The sequence below is a fragment of the Aeromonas sp. S15(2024) genome, assembly GCF_041402265.1.
GTDB classification, from domain to species: domain Bacteria; phylum Pseudomonadota; class Gammaproteobacteria; order Enterobacterales; family Aeromonadaceae; genus Aeromonas; species Aeromonas dhakensis.
Genome location: NZ_JBGLQY010000002.1, coordinates 627,412 through 643,005, shown reverse-complemented (window position 1 = coordinate 643,005; position 15,594 = coordinate 627,412). Strand labels below are relative to the sequence as shown.

At 64.1% G+C, this 15,594-nt stretch carries 11 protein-coding genes; 5 read left to right on the top strand and 6 right to left on the bottom strand.

The window, feature by feature from the left end; all coding sequences use genetic code 11:
• The first annotated feature begins 27 nt into the window (after nucleotides 1-27).
• Nucleotides 28-2,160, top strand: a complete 2,133-nt coding sequence (locus ACB033_RS06965) for a lysine decarboxylase CadA (RefSeq protein WP_139725379.1) — start codon at nucleotides 28-30, stop codon at nucleotides 2,158-2,160.
• A 71-nt stretch (nucleotides 2,161-2,231) separates the two neighbouring features.
• On the top strand, nucleotides 2,232-3,095 hold the full coding sequence (pdxY, locus tag ACB033_RS06960; RefSeq protein ID WP_139725380.1) for a pyridoxal kinase PdxY: 864 nt from the start codon (nucleotides 2,232-2,234) through the stop codon (nucleotides 3,093-3,095).
• A gap of 7 nt (nucleotides 3,096-3,102) precedes the next feature.
• Here pdxY and ACB033_RS06955 read toward each other — a convergent pair whose 3' ends face one another.
• Both ACB033_RS06955 and ACB033_RS06950 read right to left on the bottom strand, forming a co-directional pair.
• The gene (locus ACB033_RS06955; protein ID WP_005303418.1) at nucleotides 3,103-4,521 is read right to left on the bottom strand and encodes an MATE family efflux transporter; all 1,419 of its coding nucleotides are present in this window, start codon (nucleotides 4,519-4,521) and stop codon (nucleotides 3,103-3,105) included.
• Between the two features lie 99 nt (nucleotides 4,522-4,620).
• Nucleotides 4,621-5,535 (bottom strand): LysR family transcriptional regulator, encoded by a 915-nt coding sequence (locus ACB033_RS06950; protein ID WP_005303415.1) that lies wholly within the window; start codon nucleotides 5,533-5,535, stop codon nucleotides 4,621-4,623.
• Between the two features lie 507 nt (nucleotides 5,536-6,042).
• Between ACB033_RS06950 and ACB033_RS06945 the strand changes: the two genes are divergently transcribed.
• Nucleotides 6,043-7,338, top strand: coding sequence for an HAAAP family serine/threonine permease (locus ACB033_RS06945; RefSeq protein ID WP_005303413.1), 1,296 nt, complete (start codon nucleotides 6,043-6,045; stop codon nucleotides 7,336-7,338).
• Nucleotides 7,339-7,514: 176 nt separating this feature from the next.
• Nucleotides 7,515-8,795: an L-methionine/branched-chain amino acid transporter gene (gene yjeH / locus ACB033_RS06940; protein ID WP_139725381.1), complete on the top strand. Its 1,281-nt coding sequence runs from the start codon at nucleotides 7,515-7,517 to the stop codon at nucleotides 8,793-8,795.
• Between the two features lie 40 nt (nucleotides 8,796-8,835).
• On the opposite strand, the gene ACB033_RS06935 is transcribed toward yjeH, so the two are convergent.
• The 4 genes from ACB033_RS06935 to ACB033_RS06920 form a co-directional block, all read right to left on the bottom strand.
• A complete protein-coding gene (locus tag ACB033_RS06935; protein WP_139725382.1) occupies nucleotides 8,836-9,375 on the bottom strand; it encodes a GNAT family N-acetyltransferase in 540 nt (179 codons plus the stop codon).
• A gap of 72 nt (nucleotides 9,376-9,447) precedes the next feature.
• Nucleotides 9,448-11,181: an ABC-F family ATP-binding cassette domain-containing protein gene (locus ACB033_RS06930; protein ID WP_139725383.1), complete on the bottom strand. Its 1,734-nt coding sequence runs from the start codon at nucleotides 11,179-11,181 to the stop codon at nucleotides 9,448-9,450.
• A gap of 363 nt (nucleotides 11,182-11,544) precedes the next feature.
• Complete coding sequence (locus ACB033_RS06925; RefSeq protein WP_010634765.1) at nucleotides 11,545-11,982, bottom strand: PliI family lysozyme inhibitor of I-type lysozyme; 438 nt, start codon at nucleotides 11,980-11,982, stop codon at nucleotides 11,545-11,547.
• A 111-nt stretch (nucleotides 11,983-12,093) separates the two neighbouring features.
• On the bottom strand, nucleotides 12,094-14,124 hold the full coding sequence (locus ACB033_RS06920) for a M13 family metallopeptidase (RefSeq protein ID WP_371140421.1): 2,031 nt from the start codon (nucleotides 14,122-14,124) through the stop codon (nucleotides 12,094-12,096).
• 126 nt (nucleotides 14,125-14,250) lie between these two features.
• On the opposite strand from ACB033_RS06920, the gene tilS reads away from it, so the two are divergent.
• On the top strand, nucleotides 14,251-15,591 hold the full coding sequence (gene tilS / locus ACB033_RS06915) for a tRNA lysidine(34) synthetase TilS (protein WP_139725385.1): 1,341 nt from the start codon (nucleotides 14,251-14,253) through the stop codon (nucleotides 15,589-15,591).
• The last annotated feature ends 3 nt before the right edge of the window (nucleotides 15,592-15,594 follow it).

Below are 15,594 nucleotides of genomic sequence, written 5' to 3'. Positions count from 1 at the left end.
GCGCCCTCTTACGTGTGGAGCATCAAGATGAACATCATTGCCATCCTCAACCACCTCGGCGTTTTCTTCAAAGAAGAACCCATTCGCCAGCTGCAAGCCTCCCTCGAGCGCAAGGGTTTCGAGGTCGTCTATCCGGTCGATGTGGCCGACTTGCTGAAACTCATCGAGAAGAACCCCCGCGTCTGCGGCGCCATCTTTGACTGGGACAAATACTCCCTGGGTCTGTGCAAGGAGATCCACGATCGCAACGAGAAGCTGCCGATCTTCGCCTTCGCCAACGACCAGTCCACCCTGGACATTCACCTGACTGACCTGCGTCTGAACGTGCACTTCTTCGAGTACCGTCTCGGCATGGCTGACGACATCGCCCTCAAGATGGGTCAGGCCACCCAGGAGTATCAGGACGCCATCCTGCCGCCGTTCACCAAGGCGCTGTTCAAGTACGTGGAAGAGGGCAAGTATACCTTCTGTACCCCGGGTCACATGGGCGGTACCGCCTTCCAGATGAGCCCGGCCGGCAGCATCTTCTATGACTTCTACGGCCCGAACGCCTTCAAGGCCGACGTCTCCATCTCCATGCCGGAGCTGGGCTCCCTGCTGGACCACTCAGGTCCGCACAAGGAAGCCGAGGAGTATATCGCCCGCACCTTCAACGCCGATCGCTCCTACATCGTCACCAACGGCACCTCCACCGCCAACAAGATTGTCGGCATGTACTCGGCGCCGGCTGGCAGCACCGTGCTGGTGGATCGCAACTGCCACAAGTCGCTCACTCACCTGATGATGATGAACGACGTGACCCCGCTCTACTTCCGTCCGACCCGCAACGCCTACGGCATTCTGGGTGGCATCCCGCAGAGCGAATTCAGCCGCGACACCATCGCCGCCAAGGTGGCCGCCACCCCAGGTGCCCAGGCGCCGCGCTACGCTGTGATCACCAACTCCACCTATGACGGCCTGCTCTACAACACCGGCTTCATCAAGGAGGCGCTGGACACCCCCTACATCCACTTCGACAGTGCCTGGGTGCCCTACACCAACTTCAGCCCGATCTACGAAGGCAAGTGCGGCATGAGCGGCGAAGCCATGCCGGGCAAGGTGTTCTACGAAACCCAGTCCACCCACAAGCTGCTGGCGGCCTTCTCCCAGGCGTCGATGATCCACATCAAGGGTGACGTGGAGGAAGAGACCTTCAACGAAGCCTTCATGATGCACACCTCCACTTCGCCGCAGTACAGCATCGTGGCCTCCACCGAGATCTCCGCCGCCATGATGCGGGGCAACACCGGCAAGCGGCTGATCAAGGACTCCATCGATCGCGCCATCTCCTTCCGCAAAGAGATCAAACGCCTGCGTGAGCAGAGCGAAGGCTGGTTCTTCGACGTATGGCAGCCGGACGACATCGACACCGTCGAGTGCTGGAAGCTGGATCCGAAGGATGACTGGCACGGCTTCAAGGACATTGACGACGACCACATGTACCTGGATCCCATCAAGGTGACCCTGCTGACCCCGGGCATGGGCCGTGATGGCCAGCTGCTGGAGCGCGGTCTCCCGGCGTCCCTGGTCTCCAAGTTCCTGGACGAGCGCGGCATCGTGGTGGAGAAGACCGGCCCCTACAACCTGCTGTTCCTCTTCTCCATCGGTATCGATCAGTCCAAGGCGATGCAGCTGCTGCGTGCCCTGACCGAGTTCAAGCGCGGCTATGACCTGAACCTGACCATCAAGAGCATTCTGCCGAGCCTCTATCGTGAAGACCCGAGCTTCTACGAAGGGATGCGCATTCAGGAACTGGCCCAGCGCATTCACGAGCTGACCAGCAAGTACCGTCTGCCGGAGCTGATGTTCAAGGCGTTCGACGTGCTGCCGGAGATGAAGATGACCCCGCACGCCGCCTGGCAGCAGGAACTGGCCGGCAACGTGGTGGAAGTGCCGCTGCGCGACATGGTGGACCGCATTAGCGCCAACATGATCCTGCCCTACCCGCCGGGAGTACCGTTGGTTCTGCCGGGCGAGATGGTGACCAGGGATTCTCTGCCGGTACTCGAGTTCCTCGAGATGCTGTGCGAGATCGGCGCCCACTACCCGGGCTTCGAGACCGACATCCACGGCCTCTATCGTCAGGCCGATGGCAGCTACACCGTCAAGGTGCTGCGTTAATCACAGTGACAACAACGGGCCGCAAGGCCCGTTTTTCCCATTTTGATTCATTCATTTTTTTGCGAGTCAGCATGAAGCGAGTTCTCTCCATCCAGTCCCACGTGGTGTTCGGTTGCGCCGGCAACAGCGCAGCCGTGTTTCCCATGCGCCGCATGGGGCTGGAGGTGTGGCCCGTCAACACGGTGCAATTTTCCAACCATACCCAGTACAGCGCCGGCTGGCAGGGGATGGTGATGCCAAACGGCCATATCCGCCAGCTGATGGCGGGGCTGGCCGACATCGGCGTGCTGGGGCAGTGCGATGCGATCCTGAGCGGTTATCTCGGCTCGGCCGAGCAGGGGGAGGAGATACTGGCGGCGGTGGCTCACCTCAAGGCGCTCAATCCGGCCGCCCGCTATTTTTGCGACCCCGTGATGGGGCATCCCGACAAGGGGTGCATCGTCGCGCCCGGCGTCGCCGATTTTCTGAAAAACCGGGCGCTGGCCTGCGCCGACCTGCTGGCCCCCAATCTGCTGGAGCTGGAGCAGCTGACCGGCCGCGAGATCCACAACCTGAGCGAGGCGATGGCCGCCTGCCAGCAACTGCGTGACGGGGGTGTCGAGCTGGTGATGGTCAAGCATCTGGGCCGCGCCGGCTTGAGCCTGGACCGGTTCGAGATGCTGCTGGTGTGCGAAGAGGGGGCGTTTCATATCTCGCGCCCCCTCTATGAGTTTCAACGTCAGCCCATCGGCGTGGGGGATCTGCTGAGTGCCACCATGCTGGCCAACCTGCTGGCGGGCTTTACGCCGGTGGCGGCGTTCGAGCGCACCAATGCCAGCGTGGACATGGTGCTGGCCCAGACCTGGCTGGCGGGCGCCTACGAGCTGCAGCTGGTGGCCGCCCAGCAGGCGCTGGTCGAGCCCGAGATCCGCACCTGCGCCAGCCGGCTGGGTTAGCCGCGCATCAGCCCGCGCGCCGTGCCAGCGTGACCTGCTGACGGGCAAGCGCCTTGGGCGAGCGCCTGGTGTGCGGGGCGCAGGCCAGCTTGAGCTGGTGCCACTCGCGCCACAGCAACCAGCACAGTGGCAGGGTCAGCAGCAGCACAGTGGTGGGCTGGGCCAGCAGCACGCCGTCGCGGCCCCACCAGAGCGGCAGCATGAAGATCAGCGGCAGCAGCAGCAGGGTCTTGGCGATGGAGATGAACAGCGCCTGACGGGTGCGCGCCATGGATTGCAGCAGCACGATGCCGAACATGATGATCCCCTCCAGCGGAATGGCGCCGAGATTGAGGGTCAGGCTGCTGATGGCGGCCGCAAGCAGCTCGCCATCCTGATCGCCGGTGTAGAGCATGGCCACCTGGCGCGGCAGCAGCTGGATCAGCAGCCAGACCGCCAGACCGTAGACGAGCGTGATCTTGAGCCCCATCTCCATCAGGAACTTGAGGTCACGATGGCGCTTGGCGCCGGCCGCCTGGCTGACCAGCGGCTGGATGCCGAAAGCCAGCCCCTGCAGAATGACGATGAACACCGCCTCGGTGTAGCCGGCCACGGTGAAGCCCGCCAGATCCTTGACCGAGCCGTGCACCATCAGCTGGCTGTTGTGCAGCATCAGCAGCAGGCCAAGGTTGAACTGGGCGATGAGGCTCGGCAAACCGGTGAACAGCAGGTTTGGCATGGCCGGCAAGCTGGGCAGCAGCTGGCGCCATTCCAGTCGCAATCTGGCGTGACGGGTAAAGAAGTAACCCAGGCCCAGCAGGCTGACCACCCCTTCCGAGATGAGGGTGGCCTGAGCCGTACCGATGAGTCCCAGCCCCAGCCGGCCCACCATGATGTAGTTGAGGATGATGTTGAGGATGGCGCCGCCGCTGACCAGCAGCATGGCGAGCCGCGGCCGGCCGTCGTTGCGCAGCAGATAGGGCACCGCCAGGTTGCAGGCCAGCAGCAGGGTGCCGCCGCCGATCCAGTAGAGGTAGTCGCTGGCCTGTTGCCAGGTGTCGGTGCCCTGCTCGATGCCCAGTGCCAGCAGGATGTCGATGTGCCAGTAGTGCAGCAGCAGCGGTGCCACCGTGCCCAGCCCCGCCAGCAGCCAGAGCGCATTGACCAGCGCCTGGCGGGCCAGCCCGGTGTTCCTGGCGCCCTGCTGGAAGGAGATGGCGGTGGCCGCCCCCATGCTGATCATGGCGGCAAGGCCGATCAGCACCATGATGACCGGGTAGACCAGGTTGATACCGGCGAGGCCGGCGGCCCCCACGTAGTGGCCGACGAAGATGCCATCGACCAGGTAGTAGGCGCCGGATACCAGCATGGCCATGACGGAGGGGAGGGCATAGCCCCAGAAACGGCGGGTCATCGCCCGCTGGCGCAGAGTGAAATAGGCAGACATATCTGTTCTCTTGGGGAGTTCGATTATCGAGCAGACAGTCTAGATTAATATTGTTTTTGCGATAATCCGGGTTCTACTTGAAGGATTGATGAGCAATATTCAGTAATTGGTCGGTTGATAGTGGGCTTTCAGCATGTCGATGAGAGCTCGCAAGCCGCTGCCCAGCTGATGCCGGCTGGGATAGAAGAGATAAAAACCGGCAAAGGTGGGGCACCAGGGCTCCAGCACGGTGAGCAGTTTCCCCTGGGCTACTTTTTGGCTCACCTCCTCTTCCAGACAGTAGGCCAGCCCCAGCCCCGCCTCGGCAGCCCCCAGATAGAGGGCCGGCGTGCTGGTGGTGAGCGGACCCGTCACCTCTATCTCCAGCAGGGATCCCTCCTCCCCGGCGAAGGCCCAGCGGTAGTGATGGGAGGGGGTGAGCCGGTAGCCGATGCAGGCGTGGCGCGACAGCTCGCGGGGGTGCTGTGGTGTGCCGTGTTCGGCCAGATAGGCGGGCGCCGCCACCACCAGATAGCGCTGGGGCGGCCCGAGCGGTACCCCGATCATCTCCTTGGGCAGCAGATCGCCGTAGAAGAGGGCGGCGTCATAGCCATCCTCGATGAGGCGCGGCATCAGCTCCTGTTCCACCACCTCCACCTGCATGCGCGGGTAGCGTACCAGGTAATCGATCAACACCGGGGCCAGCAGGTCGTCGATGGCCCCGCGCGGTGCGCAGATCTTCAGCCGTCCCACCGGCTCATCGCTGTGACGGGTCAGCTCGCCCAGTGCGCTCTCCAGATGGTTCAGGGTCGGCAGCAGCTGGGTCAGCAGCCGCTGGCCCGCCTCGGTGGGCACCACGGCGCGGGTGCTGCGGTTGAGCAGCCGTACCCCCAGCCGGGTCTCCAGCCCTTTCAGGCTGTGGCTCAGGGCAGATGCCGAGACCCCGAGTTCGAGGGCGGCCTTGCTGAAGCTCTGGTGACGGGCGACGGCGGCAAACACCGCCAGTTCGGCGAGGTCGGTACGGGTGATGGCCATATTAATTCAGCGGAAAAATGTTGAACAACAGGGTACGCCAGGGCGGGGCAAGGCACAACGTGGCCAACAAACAGACACATGTAGCGAAATTGTTGTACCCATAAGGATATAGATACGGGTGAAACTACCGCTATTTGTTAACGGCTGTTCACAAAATTGGGCTCGAAACGTGATCTCTGACGCCAGAAAGGCGATTCCAATCAAACTTTGGTTGATTAATTCAAAAAAACACTGTGATCGCTAAGGGGATTTAATTAGAGTCAGCTCATCGAAACAAAGGCGTGTTAGTGAGTTGTAAAAACTGACGCGTTTGCGGCCCTCGGGCCCACTCCCCACCGGTCTGTTTGTTGCAATTTGGTTGTTACATGGAGTGATGACCAGTTTGCCGGAGCGATGGGAATGAGAATAAAACAGGGATGGACTGCAGGCGTTCCAGGGAAATGGGACAGGGCATTGCGCCCGGTTGACTAGATATTTTCTATTTTCCTTGATGACAGGAACACCCCTATGTCTGACATGAACATTGCAGTAGAAGGCAACTTAGCCAGTAATGCATCTTCCCGTGGCATCAACAAGGCCGATGTGGTCTGGATGCTGGGTCTGTACGGTACCGCCATCGGTGCCGGTGTGCTCTTCCTGCCGATCAACGCCGGTGTAGGTGGCCTGTGGCCGCTGGTTGCCATGCTGATCCTGGCCCTGCCGCTGACCTTCTTCGCCCACCGTGGCCTGACCCGCTTCGTGCTGTCCGGCTCCACCCGTGACGGCGACATCACCGAAGTAGTAGAAGAGCACTTCGGCAAGACCGCAGGCAAGTTCATCACCCTGCTCTACTTCTTTGCCATCTACCCGATCGTGCTGATGTACTCGGTCGCCATCACCAACACAGTCGAGAGCCTGATTGTTCACCAGCTGGGCATGACTGCACCTCCCCGTGCCGTCCTGTCACTGGCACTGATCCTGGGTCTGATGGCGGTTGTTCGTCTGGGCGGCCAGGTCATCGTCAAGGCGATGAGCGTGCTGGTATTCCCGTTCGTGATCACCCTGATGGGCCTGGCGCTCTACCTGATCCCGCACTGGAATGGTGCCATCATCACCGAAGCCCCGGCGCTGGGTGATGCCTTCAACGGCGATTTCATCAAGACCCTGTGGCTGGCCATCCCGGTCATGGTGTTCTCCTTCAACCACTCTCCGATCATCTCCTCCTTCGCGGTGGACAACAAGGGTCGTTACGGTGAAGGTGCCGAGAAGAAGTGCAGCAACATCCTGCTGGGCGCCCACGTCATGATGGTGATGACCGTTATGTTCTTCGTATTCAGCTGTGTACTGAGCCTCTCTCCGGCTGACCTGGCTGCCGCCAAGGAACAGAACATCTCCATCCTGTCCTACCTGGCCAACCACTTCGACAACCCGGTTATCGCCACCGTGGCTCCGCTGATCGCCATGGTTGCCATCAGCAAATCCTTCCTGGGTCACTACCTGGGTGCGCAAGAGGGCATGAACGGCCTGATGGCCAAGGCGCTGCGCGAGAAGGGCAAGAACGTTGACACCAAGCAACTGAACAAAGTGACTGCCGTGTTCATGATCCTGACCACCTGGGCCATCGCCACCATCAACCCGAGCATCCTCGGCATGATTGAAGACCTGGGCGGCCCCATCATCGCGATGCTGCTGTTCCTGATGCCGATGTACGCCATCACCAAGGTGCCGGCCATGCGCAAATACGCTGGCAACATCAGCAACGGCTTCGTGACCATCATCGGCCTGATCGCCATGTCCGGTATCATCTACAAGCTGATTGCCTGATAACACCGGTTACCCGCTTGAATGAAGAAGCCGCCTCGCAAGAGGCGGCTTTTTTTATGGCCGCGGTCAGGGCTACGGCCTTGCATAAAACCGGGCATATTCTCGCCGCCGCCCTTAACAAAGAGGCGGGGCAGGCCTAACATGGCGGGATGTTTTTCTAGACAGGACAAAAGGATATGTCTGGGTTGAAAAAGGATCTCGGGCTTTTGCAGGGGATGGGACTGCTCGCCACCTCGCTGCTGGGCACCGGGATCTTCGTGGTGCCGGCGACCGCCGCCTCGCTGGCGGGGGGGGCTTCGCTGTGGGCCTGGTTGCTGCTGATTGCGCTGGTACTGCCCATCGCCTTTACCTTCGCCCGCCTCGGCCGTCGTTATCCCCACGCCGGCGGGGCACCACACCTTATCGGCCTTGCCTTTGGCAACGGCGCCGAGCGCTTCTCCGCCTTCCTGTTTCTGGCCGTGTTGCCGGTGGGTCTGCCCGCCGCCCTGATGATCGCCGCCGGCTTCTGGCACGCCCTGTTCGATCTGGGGGAGTGGACCCTGTGGGGCATCCAGCTGCTCACCCTGCTCGGGGTATTTTTGCTGGGGGTGCGCGGGGCGCGCTCCTCCGGCAACCTGCAGTTGCTGATCGCGCTCGCCATTTTGGGGCTCACCCTGCTAATCTGGTTCAAGGGGGATATCAGCTGGCGCGACGCCGCCCGGCCGCTGCCGACGACGGACGAGTGGCCCGCCATGGCCACCGCGCTGGCGGTGATGTTCTGGTGTTTCGTGGGGCTCGAGGCCTTCGCCCACATGGGGGAGGAGTTCAAGCGACCGGAGCGGGACTATCCGCTGGCCCTGCTCGGCGGGGTGCTGCTGGCCGGGCTCATCTACTGGGTGCACTCGCTGGTGGTGCTCAAATATGGCCTCTACGGCGATGAGGCGGCCAACGCCACCGCCATTCCGGCCCTGCTCTCCCTGCTGTTCGGCCCCACCGCCAAGTGGTTGGTGGCGGTGCTCGGCTACCTCTCCTGTTTTGCCAGCATCAACATCTACATTCAGGGTTTTGCCCGGCTTATCTGGAGCATGGCGCGCGAAGGCAAGCTGCCCCCCTCGCTGGCGGTGCTTACCGCTCGCGGCGCGCCGCTGCGGGCGCTCGGTCTGGTACTGCTTATCTGCCTGCTCTGCATCACCCTCATCATCTGGTTGCGGTTGCCCCTCGATGAGCTGATCCGCTACGCCAACGGCAACTTCGTGCTGGTCTACCTGCTCTGCATGGCGGCGGGCTGGCGTCTGCTCGGCGGGGTTGGCAAGGGGCTGGCGGGGGTGAGCGTGCTGCTCTGCGCCCTGGTGCTGGTGGCGCTCGCTTCCCAGGTGCTCTATGCCGTCGTGCTCAGTCTGGGTTACGGCTGCTTCTCGTTGTGGCGGCGCAGAGGTCGCCGCTCGGCGCCAGATGATCGTGTCTGCGCCATCAAGTAACCCGACAAAAGCCCCGCAGTGCGGGGCTTTTTGCTGCCTGTCAGCGGTTGGCGGGCAGGTCACTGCGCAAGATGGCGTAGTGGCGCAGGGAGATGAAACCATCCCCCTTGCGTTCGCACTCCCGCGCGGTGCCCTCGTAGTGAAAGCCGGCCCGCTCCAGCAGGCGGGCGGAGGGGCGGTTGGGCTCCTCCACCACCGCCAGCAGCCGGTGCAGTGCTGTGGTGCGATAAGTGAGCGGCAGCCACAGTTGCAGCGCCGCGCTCATCACTCCCTTGCCCCAGTGCTCGGGATAGAGCCAGTAGCCCAGCTCGGCCCGCCGGTGCTCAGGATCGGCATCGTTGTAGCCGATGGCGCCGAGCGGTTCGCTCGTGTGCCGGTCACGAATGAGGTGCCAGGCGCCGCGGCCGGTGCGGGTCAGCTCGGCATACCAGGCCATCTGGGCCTGGCACGCCGTCAGGCTGTCGTAGCTGACGCCGTAGTAGGCGACGACCCGCGGATCGGAGAGGCCGCGGAAGATGTGGGGCAGATCGGCGTCGCTGACCGGATCCAGCCTGATGTGGGGTTGTTGCGTTGATGTCATGGTGGCTCCTTGCGGCCAACCTGAGTTGGCCGCGTGAGTTGAGTGATAAAGGATGGATGATGCTGGCTGGCGTCAGGCAAAGCCGAGCAGGTCAGCAAGGCGTGCCAGTTCTCCCCGCCACTGCTGCTGCAGGCGCGGGGTCTGGTGCCTGGGCTTGCGGGCCAGATCGGCGGCGAGCAGGGCATCTAGCTCATACCAGCGTGCCAGCAGTGCCTCTTCGTCATCCGCCGGGCCGGCCGGGGTCTGCCCCATGGCGGGGGCGGCCAGGCTTGCCTTGTCTGCTGCCGGCAAGGGAGCATCGCCGAGCAGCTCGGCATAGGCCCGCTCGGCACTGTGGGCCTCCTGGATGCGCCCATCCTTTATCAGCCAGAAGCGGTTGCAGCTGCGCTCGATCAGTTCCCGGTCGTGGGAGACCAGCAGCACGCCCCCCGGGAAGGCGGCAATGGCCTCGGCCAGCTCCTCCTTGCCCGCCAGATCCAGGTGGTTGGTAGGCTCGTCGAGCCAGAGCATGTGGTGGCTGCCGAGGGACAGGGCGAGAAACAGCAGCCGTGCCCGCTCCCCCCCGCTCAAGGTGTGCACCTGCTGACCGTGGCGGGCATAGGGGAAACCCGCCCGGATCAGCGCCTGACGCCGGGTGGTCTCCGGCAGAGGGGCCAGCGGGTAGAGGGCGTCGCTCAGGGTGGCGTCGTCCGCCAGCTGCTGCAGGGACTGATCGTAATAGGCGATGCTGGCGCCGGGGTGGCAGTACCAGCCCGCCTGCGGGCTCTGCGCGGCCAGTTCGCGCCAGCACTGGCGCAGCAGGGAGGACTTGCCGGTGCCGTTGGCTCCGAGCAGGGCGACCCTGTCCCCCGCCCGCAGCCAGAGTTCCTCGGCCCGCAGCAGCGGCGGCAGATCCGGTGCTGGTGACACGTCGAGGGCCTCCAGTCGCAGCAGGGTGTCGGCGGGCAGGCTCAGTCCGCGCAGCTCGAGCCGCCAGGGGGCCAGCGCCGCGACCTGACTCTGCTCCTCCTGCAGGCGGGCGATGCGTTTTTCCATGGATTTGGCCTGGCGCACCAGCTTCTCGTTGTCATGCTCCCGCCCCCAGAGGGCGAGGCGCTTGCTGCTGGCGCTCAGGCGGTCGATCTCCTTTTGCTCGTCGGCCCGGCGCAGGCGGGCCTGCTCATCCTCGGCGGCCAGCGCCGCCCTGGCCTGGCTGCAGGGCAGGGCGAAGCGGTGCAGCTGGCCACCCTGCAGGATCAGGGTCTGCTCGGTGACGCTGTCCAGCAGGCGAGCGTCGTGGGAAACCAGCACGAAGGCGCCGCGCCAGCCCAGCAGAAACTGCTCGAGCCAGAGCAGGGCGGGCAGGTCCAGGTGGTTGCTGGGCTCATCGAGCAGCAGCAGGTTGGGTTGGCGCAGCAGGGCGCGCCCTATCTGCAGCCGGCTGTGCTGGCCGCCGCTCAGCGCACTGACCGGCAGCGTGGCCTGGGCCTCCAGCTGCAGTTCGGTCAGCAGCTTGTCCATCTGCCACTCGGCGCTCGGGTCGTTGCCCAGCGCATCCAGCAGCACGGCGCGGGTGCTGAGGGTTGAAAGCCTGGTCGGCAGTTGCTGGGCCACGAACTCGCAGCGGCAGGCGGCAGCCTGCACGACCCGGCCAGCCTGGGACGTGCGCTCGCCCGCCAGCAGTGCCAGCAATGTGCTCTTGCCGCAGCCGTTGGCACCAATCAGGCCGAGCCGGTCGCCTGCGCGGATGCCAAGTTCGAGATGGTCAAATAACGGAAGGTGCCCCGCACTCATCTGCAGGGAATGGGTACTCATCAGGGTTGTCATGCTCTTGCTCTCTTAAATCGCGGGATCGAAGATCCCTGTCATCAGGAGCGCTGGCGACAACGGCAGAGTCGAGAAAGGTCTCGGTATGGAAGGGAGTCGGCTTTGCTCGAACCCGCTATCGCAGCGCGATGGTATGCAGGCAAGAGCAGGCGAATGTGCCGAACAGGCGAGCCGAGAACATCGGACACGCTTGGATAACCATTTTTTACCTCCTTGTGTTTCGTTATGGCACGGTGCGGCGATTATAAGCGCAGAAAAAATAACCGTCTATCCATGGCGGTGCCTGTGGATGAGGCGGGAAGGCGCTTTGTCAGCGGCGGGACAAAAAAACGCCCCGCTGGGCGGGGCGTGGTGATGGGGATGTCAGTCGCGGGGGGTCTTGAGGGCCTCAATCACATCGTCATTGGGGGCCAGCCCCTCCACGTGATTGAAGTTCTCCACCCCCTCCTGTGGGTTGAGGGTGAAGGCGTCGGCGCTCAGATAGCTGCCGCTGCCGGCACTCTCGACCACGACGATGAGCTCGGGCTGCTTGTCGCCATTGAGATCCAGCAGCTTGAGCTCCTTGATGCTGCCATCGCGCGGCAGCACCTTGCCGTCGATGAACTGATCCAGCGGGAACTGGGGGTTGGCGCCAGAGTAGAGGCGTACGTCGTAGCTGCCGGTGGAGGCCGGTTCGCCGCGCCCTTCGCTGACGGTCACTACCTGGCCTGAGGGGAGCGTCAGCTGTTTGAAGAACCCGTCCGCCGCCTGGCTGGCGAGGGGCAGGGTGAGCAGGCCGAGTGTCATGAGCAAGGCTTTCATCGGTTTGACCCTTGTTACTGCGGCGGCGGTTGCCCGCCACCTGTGTCACTGTGCGAACCGGCCTGGCAGTCCCCGCCGGTTCGCGTCATCCGCCCCTCAGCGGGGCCGTCATTACCAGATCTTGACCCGTTTGGCCGGGTCCAGATAGAGCTTGTCACCCGGCTGGATGTTGAACGCCTCGTAGAAGGCGGGGATGTTCGGCACCACGCCGTTGACCCGGTACTCGGGCGGCGAGTGGGGATCCGAGGCGAGCAGCATCTGCATCAGCTCGGGGCGATACATGCCCTTCCACACCTGAGCCCAGCCGAGGAAGAAGCGCTGCTCGCCGGTGAAGCCGTCCAGCACCGGGGCCTCCTTGCCATCCAGCGACAGCAGGTAGGCCTTGTGGGCGATGGTGAGGCCGCCCAGATCGCCGATGTTCTCCCCCAGGGTGAACTGGCCGTTGACGAACTGCCCCGCGATGGGTTCGAAGCGGTTGTACTGGGCCACCAGTCGGCTGGTGCGGAAGCGAAACTCCTTGAGATCGGTTGGCGTCCACCAGTCGCGCATCACGCCGTCACCGTCGGATTTGGCGCCCTGATCATCAAAACCGTGACCCATCTCGTGACCGATCACCCCGCCGATGGCGCCGTAGTTGACCGCATCATCCGCCTGCATGTCGAAGAAGGGGGGCTGCAGGATGGCGGCCGGGAAGACGATCTCGTTGTTGCTCGGGTTGTAGTAGGCATTCACCGTCTGCGGCGACATGTGCCACTCGTCTCTGTCCACCGGCTTGCCGAGGCGCGCCAGGTTGTCGGCGTATTCGAAGGCGCGGGCGCGCTGCAGGTTGCCCACCAGATCGTCGGCGCGGATCGCGATGGCGCTGTAATCCTTCCACTTGTCCGGGTAGCCGATCTTGGGGCGGAATTTGGCGAGCTTCTCTTTGGCCTGGGCCTTGGTGGCCGGCGACATCCAGTCCAGCTCCTCGATGCTCTGGCCGTAGGCTGTGCGCAGGTTCTCCACCAGCTGTTCCATGCGGGCCTTGGCCTGGGGCGGGAAGTAGCGCTCCACGTAGAGCTTGCCGACAGCCTCGCCCAGGTGATCATCCAGCACGCCGAGGGCCCGCTCCCAGGGGGCCCGCTGCTTGGGCGTGCCGCTCAGGGTGGTGCCGAAGAAGGCGAAGTTCTGGGCATCGGTCTGGCTGTCGAGGTAGGGGGCGTAATCGGTGATGAGCTGCCACTTGAGGTAGGCCTGCCAGTCGCCGATCGGGGTCTGCTTCATCACCTCGTTCAGGGCCGCGAGATAGCTCGGCTGGCCGATGACCAGGCTCTGCTGGCCGGCGAGGCCGGCCTGGCTCAGGTAGGCGTCCCAGTCGATGGCGGGGGCGAGGCGTTTGAGCTCGCTCTGAGGCCCCTTGTTGTAGTTCTTCTCCCGATCCCGCAGGTTGACGTTGTCCCACTGGATCTTGGCGAGTTTGCTCTCAAGGGCCAGCACCCGCTTGGCCTTGGCGGCGGCATCCGGCTCGCCGAAGCGACCCAGCATGGTGGCAATGTGCTGCTCGTATTTCTTGAGCAGCGCCTGGCTGGCGGCATCCGTCTTGAGGTAGTAGTCCCGATCCGGCAGGCTGAGGCCGGCCTGGTAGAGGTAGACGGCGTAGCTGTCCGGGGCCTTGGCGTCGGCGTCTATCCAGAAGCCGAAGGGGGCGCCGCCGCCGTTGCGACCGCTCTGGACGAAGGCGCGGGCGAGATCCTGGCTGCTCTTGATCTGCTCGATCTCGCTCAGCATGGGCAGCAGGGGAGCAGTACCCTTGGCATCCCGGGTCGCCTGATCCAGATAGCTGTGGTAGAGATCGCGGATCTGCTGGGCCTGCGAGCCGGCGGCGGCCTTGCCATCCAGCCCTTCCACCAGCACCCGCACGTCCGCCAGGGACTTGTCCCGCAGCAGGTAGAAGGCGCCGTCGGCGGGCCTGTCGTCAGGGATCTTGGCGGTGGTCAGCCAGTGGCCGTTCACGTAGCGGAAGAAGTCATCGCCGGGTTTGACGCTGGTGTCCATGTTGGCCAGCGCGAGGCCTGAGTGCTTGTTGCTGGTATCCGGCGCCTGACTGCAGCCTGCCAGCAGGGCCAGCCCGATGAGGCCGGCCAGTATGCTTTTCTTATTGTTCATTTTTTGATTCCAATTCGGGTTATACGGCTTCCTTGCCCACGCAGGGAGCGATTCACTCTAGCAGTCGGGTTAGCGCTTGATAAGCCCGACTCTGCTAAGATCCGCCTGGTCGTATTGGGGAAGCCTATGATTTCTCGTATTTATTCTCGCTTTTGTCAGACTCTGCCTGCGCCCGAAGGTTCCCGCGGCCTGCTGGTGGCCTTCAGCGGCGGGCTCGACTCCACCGTGCTGCTGGTGCTGGCGGCCCGCTTCGCTCACGCCCACGGCCTTGCCCTGCGCGCCCTGCACGTCCATCACGGCCTGAGCCCACATGCCGACGAATGGGTGGCCCACTGTGAAGGGGTGTGTCAGCAACTGGCGGTGCCGCTCATCACCGTGCGGGTGCAACTGCAACGGGGTAGCGGCGACAGTCTGGAGGCGCAGGCGCGGGAGGCCCGCTATCTGCGCCTCGCCGCCCAGCTGGGGGAGGGGGAGTGGCTGCTCACTGCCCACCATCAGGACGATCAGCTGGAGACCCTGCTGCTGGCGCTCAAGCGCGGCGCCGGTCTGCGCGGGCTGGCGGGCATGGTGCCGAGCCAACCCTTTGCCGGCGGCTTGCTGCTGCGCCCGCTGCTCGAGGTGAGCCGGGCCGAGCTGGCCGAGGCGGCGGCCAGCCTCCCCTATGGCTGGGTGGAGGATGAGAGCAATCAGGATGTGAGTTATGACCGCAATTTCCTGCGCCAGCAGCTCATTCCCCAGCTCAAGGCCCGCTGGCCCGCCATGGCCCAGACGGCGGCGCGCAGCATGGCGCTGTGCGCCGAACAGGAGGCGCTGCTGGAGGAGCTGGCCGAGGCCGACTGGCGGCTGGCGGCGGCAGGAGAGGCGCTGCAGATCACGCCGCTGCTGGCCCTGTCAGGCACCCGGCGCAACAACCTGCTGCGCTACTGGATCCGCCGCCAGGGGGGCGAGATGCCCTCTCGCGAGCAGCTCGGTCTGCTCTGGCAGGAGGTGGCGCTGGCGCGAGAAGACGCCAATCCCCAGCTCAACTGGGGGGAGCAGAGCTGCCGCCGCTTTCAGGGTCGGCTTCATCTGGTGCGACCCGGGTTGCAGCCTCGTCACGAGCAGCTGGCGTTGAGGGTGGGGGAGACGCTGATCCTGCCGGACGGGCTCGGCGAGGTGCGACTGATCTCGCGGACGGAGGGCGAAGGGCTGCGGCTGCCAGGGGCGGACGAGCCGTTGTCGGTGCGCTTCGGGGTGGCCGCCGGCAGCATGCTCAAGCCGGTGGGGCGCGGCGGCAGCCGGCGTCTCAAGAAGCTGCTGCAGGAGTACGGGGTTCCCTCCTGGCAGCGCGGCCGCATTCCCATCCTCTATTACGGCGAGCAGGTGGCGGCGGTGGGCGAGCTGTTCCTCTGTGACGGATTCATGACGCAGGAGCCTGGCCTGGCCTGGCACTGGCTGCCGGCGGCGGCCTGTCAGCCCCCGCTGTAATCC